This is a genomic window from Hymenobacter coalescens (assembly GCF_054783195.1).
The window spans coordinates 60,547-81,596 of the sequence record NZ_BAAGRA010000011.1 but is presented as its reverse complement, the minus strand read 5'-3'; the positions used below and the strand labels follow the sequence as shown (position 1 = coordinate 81,596).

Below are 21,050 nucleotides of genomic sequence, written 5' to 3'. Positions count from 1 at the left end.
AAACCGCCCCGCTGCCGGCAATGCCGACGGCGGGGCGGTTTGGCTTAAGGGGCCGCGGACGCGCTAGTAGATGTTGGGGAACCGCTCGGGCGCGGTTTCCTGCAGCAGCTCGTACACCACGTCGAACACGTCCTCCGCGTTGGGCTTGGAGAAGTAGTCGCCGTCGGAGCCGTAGGGCGGACGGTGCGCGTGCGCCGAAAGGCAGCGCGGCTGCGAGTCGAGGTAGCGGTAGCCACCCTGCTCGTCGAGTACCTGCTGCATCATGTAGGCCGTGGCGCCGCCCGGCACGTCTTCGTCGGCGAAGAGCACGCGCGCGGTTTTCTTGATGGAGTCCAGGATGACGCCTTCGCGGTCAAAGGGCAGCAGCGTCTGCACGTCCACCACTTCCACCGAAATGCCCACCTGCTCCAGCTGCTTGGCTGCGTCGAGCACGATGCGGCACATGGAGCCGTAGGTGACGATGGTCAGGTCCGTGCCTTCGCGCAGCACCTCGGGCACGCCCAGCGGCACCGTGAACTCGCCCACGTTGGCGGGCAGGCGCTCCTTGAGGCGGTAGCCGTTCAGGCACTCGATAACGATGGCCGGCTCGTCGCTCTTCAGCAGCGTGTTGTACATGCCGGCGGCCTGCGTCATGTCGCGGGGCACGCACAAGTGCATGCCGCGGATGGCGCCCAGAATCATCTGAATGGGCGAACCGCTGTGCCAGATGCCCTCCAGGCGGTGCCCACGGGTGCGCACGATGAGCGGGGCCTTCTGCCCGCCCTTGGTGCGGTACTGCAGGCAGGCCACGTCGTCGGACAGGATCTGAATGGCGTAGAGCAGGTAATCCAGGTACTGGATTTCGGTGATGGGCCGCAGCCCGCGCAGCGCCGCCCCGATGCCCTGCCCCACGATGGTGCACTCGCGGATGCCGGTGTCGGTGATGCGCAGCTCGCCGTACTTTTCCTGCAGGCCGGCAAAGGCCTGGTTTACGTCGCCGATGCGGCCCACGTCTTCGCCGATGGCAAACACGCGCGGGTCGCGGCTGAACATCGCGTCGAAGCAGGCCTGCAGCACTTCGCGGCCGTCCACCTGCGGGGCGTCGGCGGCGTACTCGGCCTTGATTTCCTCCACCTGCAGGGCCGATTCCTCGCTCTGGCTATAGAGGTGCGAGTTGTAGCGGTCGGCGTTTTCGGCCACGGCCTGCTCGTGCCAGCGGCGCAGCTCGGCGCGGGCGCCGCTGCGCTTCACGTCGCGCACCAGGCGCAGAGCCCGGCGCACGGCGCGCATGATGTCGGCGCGCACGGGCGTCGCGTTGTGCTCCAACTGGTGAATCAGCTCGTGCAGCTCGTTTTCGCGGCCGGTTTCGGTAGCCAGGTGGTTGAGCAGCTGCACGGCTTCGTCGCGCTCCTGCTTGATGGGGTTGAAGAAGGCTTCCCAGGCGGCGGCGCGGGCCTGGCGCACGGCGTCCTTGGCCTCGTTCTCGATCTGGTCGAGCTCCGCTTCCGAGGCATGGCCTTCCTGCAGCAGCCACTGGCGCATCTGGCGCAGGCAGTCGTGCTCCTGCTCCCAGCTGAGGCGGTCCTTGCTCTTGTACCGCTCGTGCGAGCCGGAGGTGCTATGGCCCTGCGGCTGCGTCACCTCGGTCACGTGGATGAGCACCGGCACGTGTTCCCGGCGGCAGACGTCGGCGGCGCGCTGGTACGTGTCGACGAGGGCGGCGTAGTCCCAGCCTTTCACCACGAAGATTTCGAAGCCCTGCTCGCCCGGCGCGTTGCGCTGGAAGCCCATCAGGATTTCGGAAATGCTTTGCTTGGTGGTCTGGTACTCGGCCGGCACCGAAATGCCGTAGTGGTCGTCCCACACGCTCATCAGCATCGGAATCTGGAGCACGCCGGCGGCGTTGATAGCCTCGAAGAACATGCCCTCGGAGGTGCTGGCGTTGCCGATGGTGCCGAAGGCCACCTCGTCGCCGTTGCGCGAGAACTGCGTGAGCTGGTGCAGCTCGGGGTTCTGGCGGTAGAGCTTGGAGGCGTAAGCCAGGCCCACGAGGCGGGGCATCTGCCCGCCGGTGGGCGAAATGTCGGCGGAGGAATTTTTGCTGTCGGCCAGGTTCTTGAACTGCCCGTCCTCGTCGAGCAGGCGGGTGCCGAAGTGGCCGTTCATGGCGCGGCCGGCGGTGGCGGGCTCGGCCTCCACGTCGGGGTGGGCGTAGAGCTGGGCGAAGTACTGCTGCAGCGTCAGCTCGCCGATGGCGAACATGAACGTCTGGTCGCGGTAGTAACCCGAGCGGAAGTCGCCGGGGCGGAAGGCGCGGGCCATGGCCAGCTGCGGCAGCTCTTTGCCGTCGCCGAAGATGCCAAACTTGGCCTTGCCCATGAATACTTCCTTGCGGCCGGTGAGCGAGGCCTGGCGGCTTTCCCAGCCCAGGCGGTAGTCGCGCAGCAGTTCTTCCTTGCTAAGCGTGGCGGCGGCCGAAGCGACGGCCGAGTCGGCGGTGGACATGCAGTGGATGGTCGGGGAAATGAATACGGATGGGGAGCGGTGCGCCCGGTGGCGCGGACGGCCAGCCCGCACGGGCAGGCCCACAAAAGTACGCAAAACGGTCGTTAGGGTACGGGCCCGGCCGGTGCTTGTGCAGGGCCGCCGCGTTATGGTTATATTTGCTCAGGCTGGCGGAGTGCCGCTTGGCCGTCCGGCGCTGTTTTTGCGGGCCGGCTTTCCTCTGACACTCAACCTTTCCGCTACGATGCGCAACATCTTTACTTCTCTGCTGAGCCTGGCCCTGGTGCTGCTCCTGGCTTTGGGCGCTTCGGCGCAGGGCGTACTGCAGTTTACCGAAATGCAGCACGACTTCAACCAGGTGGCCGAAGGCAGCCTGGCCACCCACGAGTTCAAGTTCAAGAACACTGGCAACCAGCCCGTGGTCATTGCCAACGTGCAGGCCTCCTGCGGCTGCACCACGCCGGACTGGACCAAAACGCCGGTGCTGCCGGGCAAAACGGGCTTCATCCGCGCCGCCTACAACAGCGCCGGCCGCCCGGGGCAGTTCAACAAAACCGTCACCGTAACCAGCAACGCCAAGGAGCCCTCCATGACGCTGACCATCAAGGGCACGGTAGTAGATAAGGCCGAAATGGCCAAGACCTACACCCCGGCCGAAATAGCCAAGTCGCCCAAGCTGGTGCTGGACCGCGCCGCCCAGGATTTCGGCAAGATGGAATCGGGCCAGCAGCCGGTGGCCAAGTTTACGGTGAAAAACACCGGCAAAAGCCCGCTGGAAATCGGCTCCATCACCTCCAGCTGCTACTGCGTAACGGCCAAGAGCCTGCCCAAAACGCTGCAGCCAGGCCAGTCGGGCACGCTGGAGCTGCAGTACGCGCAGCGCCAGGTGGGCCAGATGACCGACGTGGTGACGCTGCACTCCAACGACATCAGCGGCCCCGACGCCAAGATTACCCTCAAGGCCACCATCGTGCAGAGCCTCACCCAGCAGAGCATGCTGAAGGAAGGCGGCGCGGCCGTGCCGTTTAAGTAGCCAGCCGGCGGTCCGCCTCATTCTTTTTTGCCCTGAGCCTGACCGCGCTTCGTCATTTTTGCCAAGCTTTGATGCCACGGCCGCCGGTCGTGGCATCATTTTTTTAGGCCGCTGCCCATTCCTCTTCTCTCAACCGGCTTTCTATGCGTCTTTCCCTACCCTCCCTGCTTTTCTCCTGCACCGCCGTCCTGCTGCTGGCGGGCTGCGGGCGTCACATCCGCGTGCCCCGCACCACCCCGCAGTACGGCTTGCAGGTGCGCGTGAGCCTGCCCGCCATTGCGCCCGGCGCCGAGCTGGAAAACGTGCGCGCCACCGTGGAGCTGATCAACGACAACGACCTGCCCTACACCGTGTCGGACCCGGCCCAGACGCAGGCCTGCCTACCGGTGGTGTGGGTGGATGGCCAAGCCCGGCCTTGGGAGCTGCACATGCGCCGCGTGAAAGATGCGCGCGTAACGGTGCCGGCCCACGGCCGCATCACGCGCACCTACGAGCTACCGCTGAGCCGCTACGCCGGGGCCACGCGTCCCAATAGCGCGGCCGACTACCAGCTGCAGCTGTTTTACCACCCGCGCATCTATTCACCCGCGGGCAGTTTTGCGCGCACCATCGAAATTCCGAGCAACAAGCACCGCTTCTAGCAACAACGCCCGGCGAAGTCCGCTCCTATTGCGCCATCCGGCAGACGCGGCCGTGGGCCGGGTGGCGTGGGGTCTGGGCTGCCCCGGCCACCATTTCCCCGGTGCGCCGCCTGCTCGCGCGTAAACCTTGCCTATATTTGCGGCCGTTTTCCCCGTCAACCCATCCCAGCACTTTTCCCATGATCATCGGCGTACCGAAGGAGATTAAAAATAACGAGAACCGCGTGGGCGTAACCCCTGCCGGCGTGGCCGAATTCCGCAAAGCGGGCCATACGGTGTACGTACAAGCCAGCGCCGGCATCGGCAGCGGCTTCTCGGACGCCGAGTACGAGCAAGCCGGCGCCCTGCTGCTGCCCACCATCGAGGAGGTATACAGCCAGGCCGAGATGATCGTGAAGGTGAAAGAGCCGATTGCGGAGGAATACGCCCTGATCAAGGAAGGCCAGCTGCTCTTCACTTACTTCCACTTCGCTTCGTCGGAGGAGCTGACGCACGCCATGATCGAGCGGAAGGCGACCTGCCTGGCCTACGAGACCGTGGAGCTGCCCAACCGCTCGCTGCCCCTGCTGGTGCCGATGAGCGAAGTGGCCGGCCGCATGGCCCCGCAGGAAGGCGCCAAGTACCTGGAGAAGCCGCTGAAAGGCCGCGGCATCCTGCTGGGCGGCGTGCCCGGCGTGCGCCCCGCCGAAGTGCTCATCCTGGGCGGTGGCGTGGTAGGCACCAACGCCGCGAAAGTGGCCGCCGGCCTCGGCGCGCAGGTGACCATCATGGACATCAGCCTGAACCGCCTGCGCGAGCTGGACGACATCATGCCCAAAAACGTGGTGACCCAGTACTCGAACGACTACAACATCCGCGAAGCCATCAAGACGGCTGACCTCGTGATTGGCGCTGTGCTGATTCCCGGTGCCAAGGCCCCGCACCTGGTGACGCGCGACATGCTCAAGGACATGAAAGCCGGCGCCGTGGTGGTGGACGTGGCCGTGGACCAGGGCGGCTGCATCGAAACCTGCACCCCCACGACCCACGAAAACCCGACCTTCATCATCGAGGACGTGGTGCACTACTGCGTGGCCAACATGCCCGGCGCGGTGCCCTATACCTCCACGCTGGCCCTCACCAACGCCACGCTGCCCTACGCCATCAAGCTGGCCAACCTGGGCTGGCGCGAGGCCTGCACCCGCGACCAGGCGCTGCGCCTGGGCCTGAACGTGGTGAACGGTGAGGTGGTCTACAAAGGCGTGGCCGAAGCCTGGGGCTTGCCCCTCACCAACGTTACGAAGGTGCTGGACGCGGCTTATGTCAATTAATAATTGATAATGAAGAATTAATAATGCGCGGCCAGACGCTGGAGCAATCATTATTAATTCTTCATTCTTAATTCCCAAAAGCCTCCCCGGCCGTGCCCGGGGAGGCTTTTTTCCTAACTCGTTTCTTACCTGACTGATGCAAGACATCACCTACATCGGGGAGCCGGTATCGGACTCGGCGACCTTTAAGCTATTGCCGTTTGACATGCAGGCCTTTATGCTGCAGAACAACGGCCTGATTGCCTATTTCGGTGGCATTCACATCCGGGGCTGCTGCCAGGAACCGGCTTGGCACTCCATCAAGGAAGCCTGGCAGGGCGAAAACGCTTTCTGGCGCACTTACCGCAACATGAAGCACTCGGACCTGCCTTTCGGGCAGGATGCGGTGGGCAACCAGTTCTTTCTGCGCCGCGGGCAGGTGTGGTTTATGGACACTGAAACCGGCGAAGTACAGAGCCTGAACGTGGATTTCCGCCGCTTCATCGAGGGGGTGGAGCGCTTCCCCCAGCAGGCGCTGGACCTCTCGGTGGTAGGTACCTTCCTGCAGCTGACCAACGGCGGCCACCTCGAGCCCGGCGAGCTGCTGGCCGTGTACCCGCCCAGCTGCATCAAAACCGAAGGCGAAGAGTTCAACCTGACCCGCATGCCGACGGAGACGCGCCTGCACTCCCTGGCCAACCTCTACGAGCAGATCATCCGCCTCAAGCCGGGCCAGAAAATCCGCCTCCGCAAGGACTACTAGCAGTGAAATGGTGAGGTGGTGAGATGGAGAGTATCGTGCTGCTTGCGCATGCTGCGCGGCAGCGGCCTCCTGAACATCAAACTCACCATTTCACTATTTCACCATTTCACCTCTGATGCCCTCCCTCCTGCTCCGCCTGCTTCTGCGCCGCTTTGCGCTGCTGCTGGCCGCGTACCTGCTGCTGCGCATCGGGTTTTTCGCGGCCAACTACAGCGTGTTTGCGGAGGCCTCAGCGGGGCAGACGCTCTGGGCCTTCTGGCACGGCTTCCGGTTCGACTTGGCGGCCCTGCTGGTGCTGAACGTGCCGTTCATCCTGCTCTCCTTCGTGCCGCGGTACGACCGGGGCTGGCAGCGGGCCCTGCGCGGCGCGTACCTCACGCTGAACGCGCCGGGGCTGGCCCTGAACATTATCGACAGCCAGTACTTCAAGTTTATCGGGCGGCGCACCTCCGACGAGCTGTTCACCATCACCGACGACATCGGGCGTCAGGCCGGGCAGCTGGTGTGGCACTACGCCTTCCTGTTGCTGCCCTTTGCCCTGCTGTTCGGGCTGCTGTGGTACTTCTACCCCGTGCCCGCGGCGGCCACGCCGCCCGCGCCGCGTACGGTGCGCCACCTGACGCAGACCATGCTGGAAATAGCCCTGGTAGCGGCGCTGGCCGTGCTCGGCATTCGCGGCGGGCTGCAGCTCAAGCCGCTGCGCCCGGGCCACGCCTTCGTGCAGACGCCGCCCTCGCTCGGGCACCTGGCCCTGAACAGCACCTTTACGTTCCTGAAAAGCACGCTGGCCTGGATCGGCAACGACGGCAAGCCCACGCTGGAACGGGCGCGCTACTTTGCCACGGAAGAGGCCCTGCGCAACGCCTTGGCCGCCCGCTACCCCGCGCCGCGCGCCGCCGCCCCGCCCGACAACGTGGTGATTCTGCTGGTGGAAAGCTTTGCGTCGGAGTACAACGGCGTCGAGAACCCCGGCCGGCGCAGTTACACGCCGTTTTTCGATTCGCTGGCAACCAGCCCCGGAGCCCGGCTTATGCGCGAGCATTACGCCAACGGCCGCCGTTCCATTGAATCGTTGCCGGCGGTGCTGGCGGGCCTGCCGGCGCTGATGGAATCGGCCTACATCACCTCGAACTTTCAGACCAACGAGCTGCACGGCCTGGGCGAGCTGCTGGGCCGCCGCGGCTACGCCACCTCGGTGTTTCACGGCGCCGAAAACGGCACGATGGGCTTCAACGTGTTTGCCGGCAAGGCGGGCATACAGCAGTACTACGGCCTGGAAGACTACCCCGGCGGCGTCAAAAGCCCCGACTACGACGGGCACTGGGGCATTTTCGACGAGCCGTACCTGCAGTACTTTGCCCGGCAGCTGGGCCGGCAGCGCCAGCCGTTTTTCTCCACGGTGTTCACGCTGACCTCGCACGAGCCGTTTCCGGTGCCGCCGCAGTACCGGGGCCGCTTTGCACCCGGCAAGCTGCCCATCCACGGCTCCATCAAGTACACGGACTTCGCGCTGCGGCGGTTTTTCCAGACGGCCAGCCGGCAGCCCTGGTACCGCAACACGCTGTTTGTGCTGCTGGCCGACCACACCTCGCAGAGCCTTGCGCCCGATTACCAGAACATTCTCGGCTGGTACAAAACCCCGCTGCTGCTTTTCCACCCCGGCCGGGCGCTGCCCGCTACCGACGCGCACCGCATCACCCAGCAGGCCGACGTGCCCGCTTCCGTGCTCGACTACCTCGGGTTCGGGGCCGACGCGCGGCAGCTGCTGCCCTTCGGCTATTCCGTGTTCGACGCGCAGGCCCCGGGCCGGGCGCTGTTTCTCTCGGGCGGGGCGCATTACCTCGTGCACCGCGACTACATCGCGGAGCTGACCACCGACAACCAGGTGCGCCTTTACGCCTACCGCACCCACGAGTTTCCGGCCGAGCCCGTGCCCAACCCGCCCGCCGACAAGGTGCGCCGGTACGGCGACGAGCTGCGGGCGGCGGTGCAGTTTTTCACCAACGGGCTGCTCGACAACTCGCTCTACCCGCGCTGAGCGCGGTTACCAAGCTACTCGCGCCTGACACGCCGGGCAGAGCAACACCCGTGCCCGGTCCACGACGGCACCGCGCCCGTGCGCATCGTTCATCAGGCAGGCGGGCGTGCCGGAGCGGCAGTGGGGCAGGTTCATCAGGTGCCCGATTTCGTGCAGGCTAACTTTGCGCAATCGGTCTGAACGTCCCGCGAGGCGAAACGTGGACACCACGCACGCTTCGCCGCCGATGGCGTTGGCTAGTCCCATCACGCCCCAGTGCGGCTGGGGGCGGCTCTCGATTTCCACGTCTTGCACGGTCAGCGCGAGAGTTCTCGCGTCGACGGTATCGGGCAGCAAAGAGGTCAACTGCTCCAGCACCAGGGCAGCCCGCGGCCGCTGCCGCACCGGGCAGTAGGTAGTGGCCGCGAGCTTCTGCGGCGGCAGCAGCCGTACCGGTACGTGGTAAAAGGCGCTGATGGCCTCGCGCACCATGCGCACCTGCGCGGCCGGCAATCCGCCGAAGGACGTGAGGTAAATCACCCGGGGCCGCGCCTGGCACCCCAGCAGGCCCAGGCTGAGCAGCAGGCAGCTTAGCCAAGCTCCCCAGTAGCAGCGTTTCGGCATGGCCAGTTATTGGGGCCGGGCCACCGCCAGCAGCTCCAGCGCTTCGGCGTAGGTGGGAATAAACGTGAGGGCCTGGGTGGTACGCTCCAGCGAATGCACGCGCCAGCAGAAGTGCTGCACGCCGTTGGTGGCCAGCAGCAGCGGCGCGCCGACGGTTTGGTTGTACGTGGCAATCTGCATGGCCACGGCGCTGGTGAGCGGTACCGAAGCGGCCTTGCACTCCACCAGCAGCAGGGGCTGGCCGTCGGGCCCGAGGGCGTGCAGATCGGTGCGCTTGCGGCGCTGGTTGTAGGTGTGGCCGCGCTCCAGGCTGAGCAGGCCGCGCGGGTAGCCCAGGTGCTCCACGAGGTAATGAACCACGTGCTGGCGCACCCATTCCTCGGGGGTGCACACCACCTGACGGCGGCGCAGCCTGTCCCAAATCAGCAGATTCGGTCCGGATTGCGTAAGTTTGTGGGCGAAAGGCGGCAGGTTCAACGCTTGCATCACCTCCAAAGGTACGGCTACCCTGGCTTCTGCACCCGCTTTTCGCTCCGCAGAGCCGTCGTTCAGTTTATGTGCGACGGTTTTTTTGTACCCGCCTCGCAACAAAATAGCCGCCGGGCTATACCCGGCTATCTTCTATCCTCTTAGCCCCGCCTTACGTAGTCCTTTCCCCTCACTTCCCATACTACATGAAAACCAAAACGGACATTGTCAACAACTGGCTGCCCCGCTATACCGGGGTGCCGTTGGAAGATTTTGGCCAGTACATTCTGCTGACCAACTTCATTAACTACGTTACCATGTTCGCCGAGCAGTTCGGCGTGGAAATCCGCGGGCTCGACAAGCCCATGCAGACGGCCACCGCCAACGGCATCACCATCATCAACTTCGGCATGGGCTCCCCCATGGCGGCCACGGTGATGGATCTGCTTGGCGCCATCAAGCCCAAGGCGGCCCTGTTTCTGGGCAAGTGCGGCGGCCTGAAAAACAAAACCAAGCTCGGGGACCTGATCCTGCCCATCGCGGCCATCCGCGGCGAGGGTACCTCGGACGACTACCTGCCGCCCGAAATTCCGGCCCTGCCCTCCTTCCGCCTGCAGCGCGCCGTTTCGTCGATGATCAAGAAGCACGAGAAGGATTACTGGACGGGTACGGTGTACACCACCAACCGCCGCGTGTGGGAGCACGACGAGAACTTCAAGGAGTACCTGCGCCAGATCCGGGCCATGGCCGTGGACATGGAAACGGCCACCATTTTCACCGTGGGCTTCGTCAACGAAATTCCCCACGGCGCCCTGCTGCTCGTGTCGGACAACCCCATGACCCCGGAAGGCGTGAAAACCTCGGAAAGCGACAAGAAGGTGACGGCGGACTTCGTCACCTCGCACCTGCAGATTGGCATCGACGCGCTGCTGGAGCTGAAAAACTCGGGCGAGTCGGTGAAACACATGCGTTTCGAGTAAGCCGCCGGGGCTGCCCCCCGTGCGCCGGGCCCGAGGGGCCGGTTGCACTGGGCTGGGTTCGCGTTGACGGATTTTATTTTCAGGGCCCCGGCTGATGCAGTCGGGGCCCTGCTATTTTTACCCTCTCCTTCAGCTGGCTCTGCCCTATGCCCACCCCTACTCCGCACTACCTTACCATCGACTACGACGCCGAGGCAGGCCTGCTCATCGGCCGGTGGCGGCGCCTGGTCATGCCCTTCGAGCTGCACCGCGGCTACGCGGCCCTGCTCGACGCGGCCGCCGCGCACGACTGCCGCTACTGGCTGATCGACACCAGCCAGCGCACCTCGGGCGTGGATGCCAGCGACGTGCAGTGGATGATGGACCGGTTTTTTCCGCAGCTGCAGCCGCGCCTGGGGCGAACCACCTACCTAGCCTACCTCATGGCCCCGCACCAGCTGGCCAGCATCATCACCGATTCAGACATTCCCAACCTGACGTACTTCGACGAGCGGCCCTACCGCCTGGCCCGCTTCACCGACGAGGTACAGGCACGCAGCTGGCTGCGCCGCTGCGCCTCGCAGGACGCGCAAGTGGCCTGATGCCGGGCCGGAGCCGCTGCGTACCTTCGCCGCATGATTCCCCTGCTCCGCCCTCTTCGGCCGCACCGCTCCTGGCTGCCGGCTGCCCTGCTGCCCCTGGTGCTGGCCTTTGCCGGCTGCTCCGGCACCCAAACGCCCGCCGACCTGCTGGTGTACAATGCCACCGTTTACCCCGTTGACTCGGCCTTCACCAAGGCGCAGGCCCTGGCCGTGCAGGACGGCCGCGTCGTGTTCGTGGGCTCCACCGACGAGGCGCGCCGCCGCTTCAAAGCGGGCCGGGAAGTGGATGCCGGCGGCAAGTTCATCTACCCGGGCTTCTACGATGCGCACTGCCACTTTTACCGCTACGCCCTGGGCCTGCGCGACGCCAACCTGGTGGGCACCGGCTCGTGGAATGAGGTCCTGAAGGGCCTGCGCGCGCAGCGGCGCCGGTACCCGCAAGCGGCCTGGCTGACCGGCCGCGGCTGGGACCAGAACGACTGGCCCGGCAAGCAGTTTCCGACGAAAGACTCCCTGGACCGGCAGTTTCCCGACGTGCCGGTGTTCATCATCCGGGTCGACGGACACGCGGCCCTGGTCAACCAGAAAGCCCTGGATCTGGCCGGCGTCACGGCCCGCACGCCCATCAGCGGCGGGGTGATTGAGCGCGACGCGCAGGGCCGCCTGACCGGGCTGCTCGTCGACAACGCGGTGGACCTGGTATCAGCCAAGATTCCGGAGCCTACCCCCGCCGAAGCCGCCAAGCTGCTGCTGCAGGCCCAGCAAGAGTGTGTGGAGCTGGGCCTGACCAGCCTGGCCGACGCGGGCCTGGAGCCCGCCCAGATCGAGCGCATCGACTCCCTGCAGCAGGCCCGCCAGCTCAAGGTGCGCCTCGACGCCATGATCAGCGCCTCGCCGGCCAACGTGACCTACTACCTCAAAAAAGGCCCGTACCGCACCGACCGCCTCACCGTCAACTCCTTCAAGGTGTACGCCGACGGGGCGCTCGGTTCGCGCGGCGCCTGCCTGCTCCACCCCTACGCCGACCGACCCAAGCAGACGGGCTTCCTGCTCAGCTCGGTGCAGGAGTACCGGCAGCTGGCCCAGCGCCTGGCGGCCAGCCCCTTCCAGATGAACACCCACGCCATCGGCGACTCGGCCAACCGCCTGCTGCTCGACATCTACGGGGAGGTGCTGCGTGGCCAGACCGACCGCCGCTGGCGCATCGAGCACGCGCAGGTGGTCAGCGCGGCCGACGTGGCGAAGTTTGGGCGTTACGGCATCGTGCCCTCGGTGCAGCCCACCCACGCCACCTCCGATATGTACTGGGCCGGTGAGCGGCTGGGCGCCGAGCGGCTCAAAATGGCCTACGCCTACCAGGACCTGCTACGCGCTACCGGCCGCGTAGCCCTGGGCTCCGACTTCCCGGTGGAGTACCTGAATCCGCTGTTCGGCTTCCACGCCGCCGTGGCCCGGCAAGACGCCAAGAACTACCCGCAGGGTGGCTTCCAGCCCGAAAACGCCCTCAGCCGCGAAGCCGCCCTGCGCGGCATGACCGAGTGGGCCGCCTGGGCCGCCTTCGAGGACGACCAGAAAGGCACGCTGACCCCCGGCAAGTGGGCCGATTTCGTGATTCTGGACCGCGACATCATGACCGCCCCGGCCGCGCAATTGCGCGAAGCGAAGGTGCTGAGCACGTACATCAGCGGCGAGCGGGTGTACGGCCGCAAGTAGCCGGTGTACGCAGCCGCCCCCGAGGCAAAAAGCCGCCCCGCTAGCTTAGCGGGGCGGCTTTTTTTCAGCAGGCAACAGCCATCAGTCAGCAACTTAGCGCAGCACGACGCGCCGCACGGCCCGCCTGCCATCCGGCCATTCGACGTGCAGCTGGTAGCTGCCGGCGGGCAGGTCGGCCACGGGCAGGGTCAGCTCAGGGGTGACGGGCCGGGGGTAGTTGCGCACCACCCGGCCCAGGGCGTCGAGCAGCTGCACCTGTTGGGCGCGGGCGCCGCTTTCCAGGCGCAGATGCAGCACCTCGCGGGCCGGCTGCGGCCAAGCGGTCAGTTGCCCGCCAGCGGCTCGGGGTTTCACGGCCAGCACGTGGGCATCGAGCAGGCGCACCAGGTTTACCGGCCCGCTCACGCCGGCTTGAGTGAACTGGCCGGCTACCACGATGGCGCCGTCGGGCTGGACCAGCAGCTGGCTCAGACCGTTGATGGCGGTGCTCTGCGGCGCGTTGGCCGCAACAAAGCCGGCGTCCGGCGCGCCGTCGGGCTGCAGCCGCTCGATAAACGAGTTGGCGGTGAGCACGCGGCCGTTGGGCTGCACGGCGACGTTTTTCAGGTCGGTTATGGTGCCGCGGTGGCGGAACGTGGCGTCGTTGCGGCCATCGGGCAACAGGCGGCGCAGGGTTTCCCCGTTGAAGCCCCCGCCGGGGGCACTGTTGAACAAGCCCCCGGCGTACACATTGCCCGCCCCATCCGCGACGAGAGCCCATACGTGCGAGGCGTAGGTGTTGACCAAAGGCGGGTAGAACAGGTCCGGCGTGCCATTGGCGTTCAGCCGTTGGAGCAGCGTGCCCGGCTGGTAGGCGTTGACGGGGGCGCCCACCAGGATTTTGCCATCGGGCAGCAGCAGGTGCTTCAGCCAGTTGCCGCGAAAGGGCTGGAAGCCGGGGTCGGGCTGGCCGGTGCGCCCGCTGACGCGGATGATCCGCTGGGAGCTGGCCCCAAAGCCGAGCAGGTTGATTACACCGCCCACCAGCACCTGCCCGTCGGGCAGCAGATCGAGCTGGTTTACCCACGGGTTCTGCACGCCCGGCACGTCGTTGAGAAAGCCCGACGGCGGATCGAACGCCGGGTCGAGGGTGCCGTTGGGCAGCAGCCGGCCCAGGCACAGGCGCGGGCTGCCGGCCAGGGTGCTGAACGCGCCGCCTACCAGGATGCTGCCGTCGGGCTGCAGGACCAGGGCCCTGACTTCTCCATCGGTCCCAGTCGGGGCAAAGCCCGGGTCCACGCGTCCATCGGGCAGCAGCCGCGCCACGTTGCTAGCCATTACGCCGTTGAGCTGGTTGAAGAGCCCGCCCACCAGGTACTTGCCATCGGGCTGCCGGACCACGGTGCGGATGATGCCGGCGACGCTCGGGCTGCCCGGCCAGGCCTCCACCGCGCGTACGGGCTGAAACGTAGGATCGAGCGCCGGGCCCTGGGCGCGAGCGGCGAGGCTGAGCAGCAGGGCGGCGCCGGCCAGCAGGGCGCGGTATCGTGAAGCGGGAAGCCGTGGCAGCATAGCGTGACCTTGATGCGTTAAAAAAAATCCAGCGGAAGGTAACTCTCCCACTGGATATTACGACATCGGCTTGCGGCTATATCTGCCGGTGCCTACTGCTCGTCGGCGGAGGGGCCGTAGATGCTGGGCACCGGAACGTCGAGCAGGCGCAGGTACACGGAAAGCTGGCCGCGGTGGTGAATGAGGTGGTTGAGCACCAGGGTGCGGAGCACGCGGGTGCGCGGCATGGTGCCCACCACCCGCTCGCCCACACGCATGGTCCAGGAGCCGTGCAGTTGCTCGTCCTCGATGCTGGCCACGGCTTGCTGCACGCTAGCCGCGGTAACATCGAAGCGTTGGAGCACTTCGTCGGTGCTGGTGGCCGTGGCGGGCCACTGCACGGTGGTCATGTCGGTTTCGGCGCCCTGCTGCGAGAGTTCCAGGAAGGCTGTCAGGTTGGCCATGTGCCAGGCCAGCTTGCCGATGGGCATGGACTTGGGGTGCGGGCGCCAGCCGAACTGCGCGGTGGGCACGCGCTCCAGTAGGCGGCGCGTGAGGTACAGTTCCTGCTTCAGCTCGTTGCTGAAAGCGGACTGCAGGGTAGGAAGTTGGGTGGGGCTGGCCATGGAGAAGCGGAAACGACGTGAAAAAACGGGTGCAAGTAAGGCCCAATAACGACAAAAGCCCCGCGGCTTCGGACCGCGGGGCTTTGGACTGGCCCGTGCTGGCTTAGCGCGAGGCGGGCATGCCGATGTTGGGCGTGGCGGGCGGCGGGGCTACGGCCTCGCCCCCGGCGGTGGCTTCGTCGCGCAGCTTCTTGCCGCGCAGGGTAAGCAGGAACAGCAGCCCGAGGATAAAGAACACAATCAGCGAAAGGATGCTGTTGCGCATGGAGCCGGTAATCTGGGCGATGCCGCCGAACACGGCCGTGCCAATCACGATGCTGAGCTTCTCGGTGACGTCGAAAAAGCTGAAGAAGGCGGCCGTGTTGGGCGTGTGCTCGGGAATAATCTTGGAATAAGTGCTGCGCGAAAGGCTCTGGATGGCCCCCATGGTGAGGCCGATAACGGCGGCCAGGGCGTAAAACGACCACCCGGCCTGCACGAAGTAGCCGGCTACGCAGATCAGCATCCAGATAAACACCGACCAGCTCAGGGCTCGAGTGTTGCCGATGCGCTCGGAGAGCTTGGCGAACAGGTAAGCGCCCAGGATGCCCACCAGCTGCAGCAGCAGAATGGTTGTAATCAGTGCCGTGCTTTCCAGATGCAGCTCCTTGTCACCGAAGATGGTGGCCACGTACATCACCGTCTGCACGCCCATGTTGTAGGTGAAGTACGCGAGCAGGAAACGCTTCAGGTTGGGCAGGTGCTCGAGCTGCTTCACCACCTTGCCCAGCTCGTGAAAGCCGTTGAGCAGCCAGCCCGATTCGGCCGCCGCGGCGCCGGCGGGGCGGCCGGGGTCCTTGGGCAGGGCAGCGAAGGGTATTTGGGCAAAGCCGGCCCACCAGATGCCGGTCAGCAGGAAGCCCAGGCGCGTGGCGTGGCCTTCCTCCAGCCCCAGGGTTTCGTGGCCCATGATGAGCCCCAGGCAGATGACCAGCAGGATAACCGAGCCGATGTAGCCCATGGAGAAGCCCCGAGCCGAGAGCGAGTCGTACTTCTCTTCGCTGCTGATGACGGGCAAGTAGCTGTTGTAAAACACGATGGAGCCCGAAAAGCCCACCGTGGCGGCAATGAAGATGAAGGTGGACAGCTCCAGCGTGTTCTTATCGAAGAAGTACAGCGCCGCGCACGAGGCCGCGCCGAGGTAGCAGAAGATCTGCATGAACAGCTTCTTGCGACCCGAGAAGTCGGCCAGCGCCGTCAGGAACGGGCTGACGAGGGCAATGAGCAGGAAGGCGGCTGAAATGGCGTAGGTCAGCAGCGAGGAGCCCGGCACCTGAAAACCGAAGAAGTTCACCACGTCGGTTTCGGGCGCGAGCTGCTTGGTCACGGCGCCCCAATAAATCGGGAAGATGCTGCTGGTAATGACCAGCGGGTACACGGAGTTGGCCCAGTCGTAGAACGTCCAGCCGCGGGTGATGCGCTTGTCGTCCTTGGGTACGTTATCAAAGCCCGCGTCGGCGGAGGCGACGGGGGCTGCGGCGGTGGTCATATAGCTCGGAGAAGTAAAGAGAGTGTGGCAACGCCCAAACTACGCAGAAATAGCAACTGCGGCCGTTAAACCGGCCGAATGCTGGCCTGCGCGGCCCCGTTCAGCAGCTGCTGGTACTGCGCGGGCGTGTCCACGTCGGTGGCGGCGGGCGGGAAGGGCACCACGGCCAGCTCGTCGCCGAGGCGCTGCAGCAGGGGCTTGGCCCCGGCGGCGGCGGGCAGCGCCAGCAGCTGCGGCCACACCGGCCGCCCGAACACGGCCGGCACGCCCACCGAATCGGCGTAGGCCGTGGCCACGGGCAGCCCGCTTTGCTGCCAGCCCCGCATCAGCTGGCGCAGCAGCTCGGGCGTGACCAGGGGCTGGTCGCTGAGCAGTACCAGCACCGCCGCCGCCTCGGGCGCCGCTTCCTCCACGGCCTGCACCCCCACCCCGATGGAGGTGCCCAGGCCCGCTTCCCACACATCGTTGTGCACCAGCTGCACGGGCAGGCCCCGCACATCGGCGGCCAACTCGGCGTGCAGGGCCCCGGTGACGATGATGACCGGGGTGCAGCCGGCCTGCAGGGCCGTTTCGGCGGCGCGGCGCAGCAGGCTGCGGCCCTCGTAGGGCAACAGCTGCTTAGGCTGCCCCATGCGGGTGGAGGCCCCGGCGGCCAGCAGCACGGCGGCAATGGGTGCGTAAGTAGAAGTAGTCATGGGCGGAAGGGTAACGGGTGGAAATGCCAGCTTGGGCTTAACGAAACGTACGGTGGCGCGTACAGACAAAGTTTGCGCGCAATGGCTGCCCCGGAGTTTTTGGCTGCTGCAGCCAAACCCGTCGTCCATCCGCCTGTTGGTTTCAGCCATCATTCTACGTCGAACTACCCAAACACCGCCATGGAAAACGAACAGCCGCCGCAACCGGCCCCCGCGGGCTGCGACCACAACGAGGCCCGCCGCACCTTCCTGAAGCAGTCGTCCTTGCTGACGGCCCTGGCCCTGGCGCCGGGCGCCATCGTGAAAGCCGCCGAAGCCGAGTTCGACGAAAAAGTGGCCGCCGCCTTTGAAAAAATGCCGCTGCGCCTCGACGTGAACGGCAAGAAATACAAGCTTTCGGTGGAGCCGCGCACAACCCTGCTCGACCTGCTGCGCGAAGAATTGCACCTGACCGGCACCAAGAAGGGCTGCGACTACGGGCAGTGCGGCGCCTGCACCGTGCACGTAGACGGGCAGCGCGTGAACAGTTGCCTGACGCTGGCCATCATGCAGGAAGGCAAGAAGATAACGACCATCGAGGGCCTGGCCCCGGGCGGCGACCGGCTGCACCCCATGCAGGAAGCGTTTTTGAAGCACGACGGCTTCCAGTGCGGTTACTGCACGCCCGGCCAGATCATGTCAGCCGTGGCCTGCATCCGCGAGGGACACGCCGGCTCGGAAGGGGAAATCAAGGAGTACATGAGCGGCAACATCTGCCGCTGCGGCGCCTACCCCAACATCGTGGCGGCCATTCAGGAAGTGAAAAACGGCGGGCAGAAGGTTTAAAGCGCAGCGAGGATGAACCAGTTTCAGTACGTACGGCCCACGAAGCCGAAAGCCGCCATCGAGGCCCGCGCCAAGGATGCCGACGCCCAGTTCATTGCCGGCGGCACCAACCTGCTCGACCTGATGAAGCGCGGCGTGATGACGCCGCAGAAGCTCATCGACATCAACCGGCTGCCGCTCGACCGGATCGAGCAGGACAACGGCCACCTGCGCGTGGGGGCGCTGGCCCTGAACAGCACCGTGGCCGAAGACAAGCTGGTGCTGGAGCGCCACCCGCTGCTGGCCCAGGCCCTGAACGCGGGCGCCTCGGCGCAGCTGCGCAACATGGCCACCGTGGGCGGCAACATGCTGCAGCGCACCCGCTGCCCCTACTTCTACGACACGGCCCTGCCCTGCAACAAGCGGGAGCCCGGCTCCGGCTGCAGCGCCCTGGAGGGCTTCAACCGCATGCACGCCATCTTCGGCTTCTCGGATAAGTGCATCGCCGTGCACCCCTCCGACATGAGCGTGGCCCTGGCCGCGCTGGACGCCACCGTGCTGGTGAGCGGGCCCCGGGGCGAGCGGCGCCTCGCCTTCACCGACCTGCACCGCCTGCCCGGCGACACCCCGCAGCGCGATACCAACCTGGAGCCCGGCGACCTGATTACGGCCGTGGACATCCCCGACGGGCCCTTTACCCGGCACGTGCACTACCTGAAGGTGCGCGAGCGGGCTTCCTACGCCTTCGCGCTGGTGTCGGTGGCGGCCGCGCTGAGCCTGGACGGCACCACCATCAAGGACGCGCGCCTGGCCATGGGCGGCGTGGCCCACAAGCCCTGGCGCCTCGCCGAGGCCGAGAAAAGCCTGATCGGCAAGCCGGCCACCGAGGCCACGTTCCGGCAGGCGGCCGAGGTGGCCATGCAGGGCGCCAAAGCCTTCCGCCACAACGCCTACAAGCTCAAGCTGGGCCCGAACGCCATCGTGCAGGCCCTGAAAAATGCCGCATCCGCAGCCTAAGCCCCTGACCCGCTGATGAAAGACCAACTGAAGAAAGACGGGCCGATCGGCGAGCGGCTCAACCGCGTGGACGGTCGCCTGAAAGTAACGGGCGCGGCCAAGTACTCGGCCGAGTACGAGCTGCCGGGCCTGGTGCACGGCGTGCTGGTGGGCAGCACCATTGCCAAGGGCCGCATCACCAGCCTCGACACGCGCGAGGCCGAGCGGGCCCCGGGCGTGCTGGCCGTCATCACCCACCTGAACTCGCCCAAAGTGCCCGGCCACGCCGCCCGCACCAACCCCGACGAGCCGCCGGCCATCGGGCAGCCCCTGCGCGTGTTCTACGACGAGCGCATCTACTTCAACGACCAACCCATTGCCGTGGTGGTGGCCGACACGCTGGAACGAGCCCGCTACGCCGCCCGGCTGGTAAAGGCGCAGTACGCGGCCGAGGAGCACCGCACCGACTTCGAGGCCAACAAAACGCGTGGCTTTCTGCCTACGCAGGCCAAGCGCAACCCCAAGTCGCCGCAAAACGACAAGGACCGCGGCCAGAAGGACGGCTACCGTAATGCCCCGGTGAAGCTGGAAGCCGAGTACGTGCACCCCTCCGAGATGCACAACCCAATGGAGCTGCAGAGCATCATCGCGCACTGGGAAGCTGCTGATAAGCTCACGGTGTACGACAAGGTGCAGGCCGTAAAGGGTACGCAGCGCGCCTTCGCCAAGGACTGGGGCCTGCCCGAGGAAAACGTGAAGGTCATTGCCACCTTCGTGGGCGGGGCCTTCGGCAACGGGCTGCACAACTGGCCCCACGAAACGGCGGCCATCATCGCGGCCAAAAAGCTGAACCGGCCGGTGAAGCTGGTGCTCACGCGCGAGCAGATGTTCACTATGGTGGGCTACCGGCCCTACACCTGGCAGCGCGTGGGCATCGGGGCCACACCCGACGGCAAGCTGGTGGGCATCACGCACGAATCGGTGGGCCAGACCTCTACCTACGAGGAGTTTACCGAGTCGACCCTGCAGCAGTCGCGCATGATGTACGCCTGCCCGAACGTGTCGACGCGCTACCGCATCCTGGGGTTGGACATCAGCACGCCCATCTGGATGCGGGGCCCCGGCGAGGCCACCGGCGCCTTCGCCCTGGAATCGGCCATGGACGAGCTGGCCCACCTGCTGAACCTAGACCCCATCGAGTTCCGCCTGCGCAACTACGCCGACCAGGACCCGGACAACGGCAAGCCCTGGTCGACGAAGTACCTGAAGGAGTGCTACCAGCTGGGCGCCGAGCGCATCGGCTGGAACAAGCGGCAGATGAAGCCCGGCGCCGTGCGCGACGGTGACTGGTACGTGGGCTACGGCATGGGCGTGGGCACCTTCGGGGCCAACCGCGGCGCGGCCAAGGCCCGGGCCGTGCTGCGCGCCGACGGCACGGTGCTGCTGCAAAGCGCCACCACCGACATCGGGCCGGGCACGGGCACGGCCATGGTGCAGATTGCGGCCGAGGCGCTGGGCCTGCCCACCGAGCAGGTGCGCTTCGAGTTGGGCAACTCCACCTTCCCCACGGCGCCTTCGCAGGGCGGCTCGGCCACCGTCAACACGGTGGGCTCGGCCGTGCTGGCCGCTTGCATGGAGCTGAAAAAGAAGCTGCAGCAGCTCGGCGGCGCGTCCTTTGCCGACGTGCAGCCCGAGCAGCTGACGCTGGCCGGCGGGCAGCTGGCCCTGAAAGCCAACGGCGGCCCGAAAGCGTCCTTCGCCGACCTGCGCCAGCGCAACAACGGGCAGGACATCGAGGTGACCACCGAGGCCCGGCCCGGCAACGAGCGGCAGAATTACTCCATGTATTCCTTCTCGGTGCACTTTGCGGAAGTGCGCGTACATGCCCTGACCAGCGAGGTGCGCGTGTCGAAGATGGTGTCGTGCGCCGACGCGGGGACCATCATCAACCACAAGACCGCCGGCAGCCAGATGATCGGCGGCGCGGTGGGCGGCATCGGCATGACGCTCCACGAGGGCGCGGTGATGGACCACCGCTACGGCCGCTACGTGACCAAGGACCTGGCCGACTACCACGTGCCCGTGCACGCCGACGCGCCCCACGTGGAGGTGGCTTTCGTCGACAAGCCCGATACCATTGTGGACCCGCTGGGCACCAAGGGCATCGGCGAAATTGCCATTATCGGCGTGGCCCCGGCCATTACCAACGCCATCTTCAACGCCACCGGCAAGCGCATCCGCGAGCTGCCCATCACGCCCGATAAGCTGATCTGAAGCT

At 66.1% G+C, this 21,050-nt stretch carries 18 protein-coding genes; 11 read left to right on the top strand and 7 right to left on the bottom strand.

Annotated elements, in window-relative coordinates; genetic code table 11:
* Positions 1–63: 63 nt before the first annotated feature.
* A complete protein-coding gene (locus ACYVKQ_RS08100; RefSeq protein ID WP_460577438.1) occupies positions 64–2,484 on the bottom strand; it encodes an alpha-ketoacid dehydrogenase subunit alpha/beta in 2,421 nt (806 codons plus the stop codon).
* A 244-nt stretch (positions 2,485–2,728) separates the two neighbouring features.
* Here ACYVKQ_RS08100 and ACYVKQ_RS08095 point away from each other — a divergent pair, with 244 nt between their 5' ends.
* From ACYVKQ_RS08095 to ACYVKQ_RS08075, 5 genes are all read left to right on the top strand, one after another.
* Positions 2,729–3,517 (top strand): DUF1573 domain-containing protein, encoded by a 789-nt coding sequence (locus tag ACYVKQ_RS08095; protein WP_460577436.1) that lies wholly within the window; start codon positions 2,729–2,731, stop codon positions 3,515–3,517.
* Between the two features lie 143 nt (positions 3,518–3,660).
* Positions 3,661–4,158 (top strand): LPS-assembly lipoprotein LptE, encoded by a 498-nt coding sequence (locus tag ACYVKQ_RS08090; protein WP_460577434.1) that lies wholly within the window; start codon positions 3,661–3,663, stop codon positions 4,156–4,158.
* 179 nt (positions 4,159–4,337) lie between these two features.
* Positions 4,338–5,468, top strand: a complete 1,131-nt coding sequence (gene ald, locus ACYVKQ_RS08085; RefSeq protein ID WP_460577432.1) for an alanine dehydrogenase — start codon at positions 4,338–4,340, stop codon at positions 5,466–5,468.
* Positions 5,469–5,604: 136 nt separating this feature from the next.
* Positions 5,605–6,210, top strand: a complete 606-nt coding sequence (locus ACYVKQ_RS08080; protein ID WP_460577430.1) for an SMI1/KNR4 family protein — start codon at positions 5,605–5,607, stop codon at positions 6,208–6,210.
* 115 nt (positions 6,211–6,325) lie between these two features.
* Positions 6,326–8,248, top strand: a complete 1,923-nt coding sequence (locus ACYVKQ_RS08075) for an LTA synthase family protein (protein WP_460577428.1) — start codon at positions 6,326–6,328, stop codon at positions 8,246–8,248.
* Positions 8,249–8,254: 6 nt separating this feature from the next.
* Here the strand turns inward: ACYVKQ_RS08075 and ACYVKQ_RS08070 are convergent, their stop codons facing one another.
* Positions 8,255–8,851 (bottom strand): hypothetical protein, encoded by a 597-nt coding sequence (locus ACYVKQ_RS08070; RefSeq protein ID WP_460577426.1) that lies wholly within the window; start codon positions 8,849–8,851, stop codon positions 8,255–8,257.
* Between the two features lie 6 nt (positions 8,852–8,857).
* Positions 8,858–9,337: a type I restriction enzyme HsdR N-terminal domain-containing protein gene (locus ACYVKQ_RS08065; RefSeq protein ID WP_460577424.1), complete on the bottom strand. Its 480-nt coding sequence runs from the start codon at positions 9,335–9,337 to the stop codon at positions 8,858–8,860.
* Between the two features lie 188 nt (positions 9,338–9,525).
* Here ACYVKQ_RS08065 and ACYVKQ_RS08060 point away from each other — a divergent pair, with 188 nt between their 5' ends.
* The 3 genes from ACYVKQ_RS08060 to ACYVKQ_RS08050 all read left to right on the top strand — a co-directional run bounded on the left by ACYVKQ_RS08060 (position 9,526) and on the right by ACYVKQ_RS08050 (position 12,593).
* Positions 9,526–10,299 (top strand): AMP nucleosidase, encoded by a 774-nt coding sequence (locus ACYVKQ_RS08060; RefSeq protein ID WP_460577422.1) that lies wholly within the window; start codon positions 9,526–9,528, stop codon positions 10,297–10,299.
* 146 nt (positions 10,300–10,445) lie between these two features.
* Positions 10,446–10,880 carry a hypothetical protein gene (locus ACYVKQ_RS08055; protein WP_460577420.1) on the top strand — a complete coding sequence of 145 codons (435 nt, stop codon included), beginning with the start codon at positions 10,446–10,448 and terminating at the stop codon, positions 10,878–10,880.
* Positions 10,881–10,913: 33 nt separating this feature from the next.
* A complete protein-coding gene (locus ACYVKQ_RS08050; protein WP_460577418.1) occupies positions 10,914–12,593 on the top strand; it encodes an amidohydrolase in 1,680 nt (559 codons plus the stop codon).
* A 93-nt stretch (positions 12,594–12,686) separates the two neighbouring features.
* Here the strand turns inward: ACYVKQ_RS08050 and ACYVKQ_RS08045 are convergent, their stop codons facing one another.
* The 4 genes from ACYVKQ_RS08045 to ACYVKQ_RS08030 all read right to left on the bottom strand — a co-directional run bounded on the left by ACYVKQ_RS08045 (position 12,687) and on the right by ACYVKQ_RS08030 (position 16,972).
* Positions 12,687–14,144 (bottom strand): delta-60 repeat domain-containing protein, encoded by a 1,458-nt coding sequence (locus tag ACYVKQ_RS08045; protein ID WP_460577416.1) that lies wholly within the window; start codon positions 14,142–14,144, stop codon positions 12,687–12,689.
* 92 nt (positions 14,145–14,236) lie between these two features.
* Positions 14,237–14,749, bottom strand: coding sequence for a DinB family protein (locus ACYVKQ_RS08040; RefSeq protein WP_460577414.1), 513 nt, complete (start codon positions 14,747–14,749; stop codon positions 14,237–14,239).
* Positions 14,750–14,852: 103 nt separating this feature from the next.
* Positions 14,853–16,277: an MFS transporter gene (locus tag ACYVKQ_RS08035; protein WP_460577412.1), complete on the bottom strand. Its 1,425-nt coding sequence runs from the start codon at positions 16,275–16,277 to the stop codon at positions 14,853–14,855.
* 65 nt (positions 16,278–16,342) lie between these two features.
* Positions 16,343–16,972 carry a nucleotidyltransferase family protein gene (locus tag ACYVKQ_RS08030; protein WP_460577410.1) on the bottom strand — a complete coding sequence of 210 codons (630 nt, stop codon included), beginning with the start codon at positions 16,970–16,972 and terminating at the stop codon, positions 16,343–16,345.
* Positions 16,973–17,152: 180 nt separating this feature from the next.
* On the opposite strand from ACYVKQ_RS08030, the gene ACYVKQ_RS08025 reads away from it, so the two are divergent.
* The 3 genes from ACYVKQ_RS08025 to ACYVKQ_RS08015 are packed head-to-tail and all read left to right on the top strand — an operon-like array spanning position 17,153 to position 21,046.
* Positions 17,153–17,797 carry a (2Fe-2S)-binding protein gene (locus ACYVKQ_RS08025; RefSeq protein WP_460577408.1) on the top strand — a complete coding sequence of 215 codons (645 nt, stop codon included), beginning with the start codon at positions 17,153–17,155 and terminating at the stop codon, positions 17,795–17,797.
* A gap of 12 nt (positions 17,798–17,809) precedes the next feature.
* Positions 17,810–18,793: an FAD binding domain-containing protein gene (locus ACYVKQ_RS08020; protein ID WP_460577406.1), complete on the top strand. Its 984-nt coding sequence runs from the start codon at positions 17,810–17,812 to the stop codon at positions 18,791–18,793.
* 15 nt (positions 18,794–18,808) lie between these two features.
* The gene (locus tag ACYVKQ_RS08015; RefSeq protein WP_460577405.1) at positions 18,809–21,046 is read left to right on the top strand and encodes a xanthine dehydrogenase family protein molybdopterin-binding subunit; all 2,238 of its coding nucleotides are present in this window, start codon (positions 18,809–18,811) and stop codon (positions 21,044–21,046) included.
* Positions 21,047–21,050 lie beyond the last annotated feature (4 nt).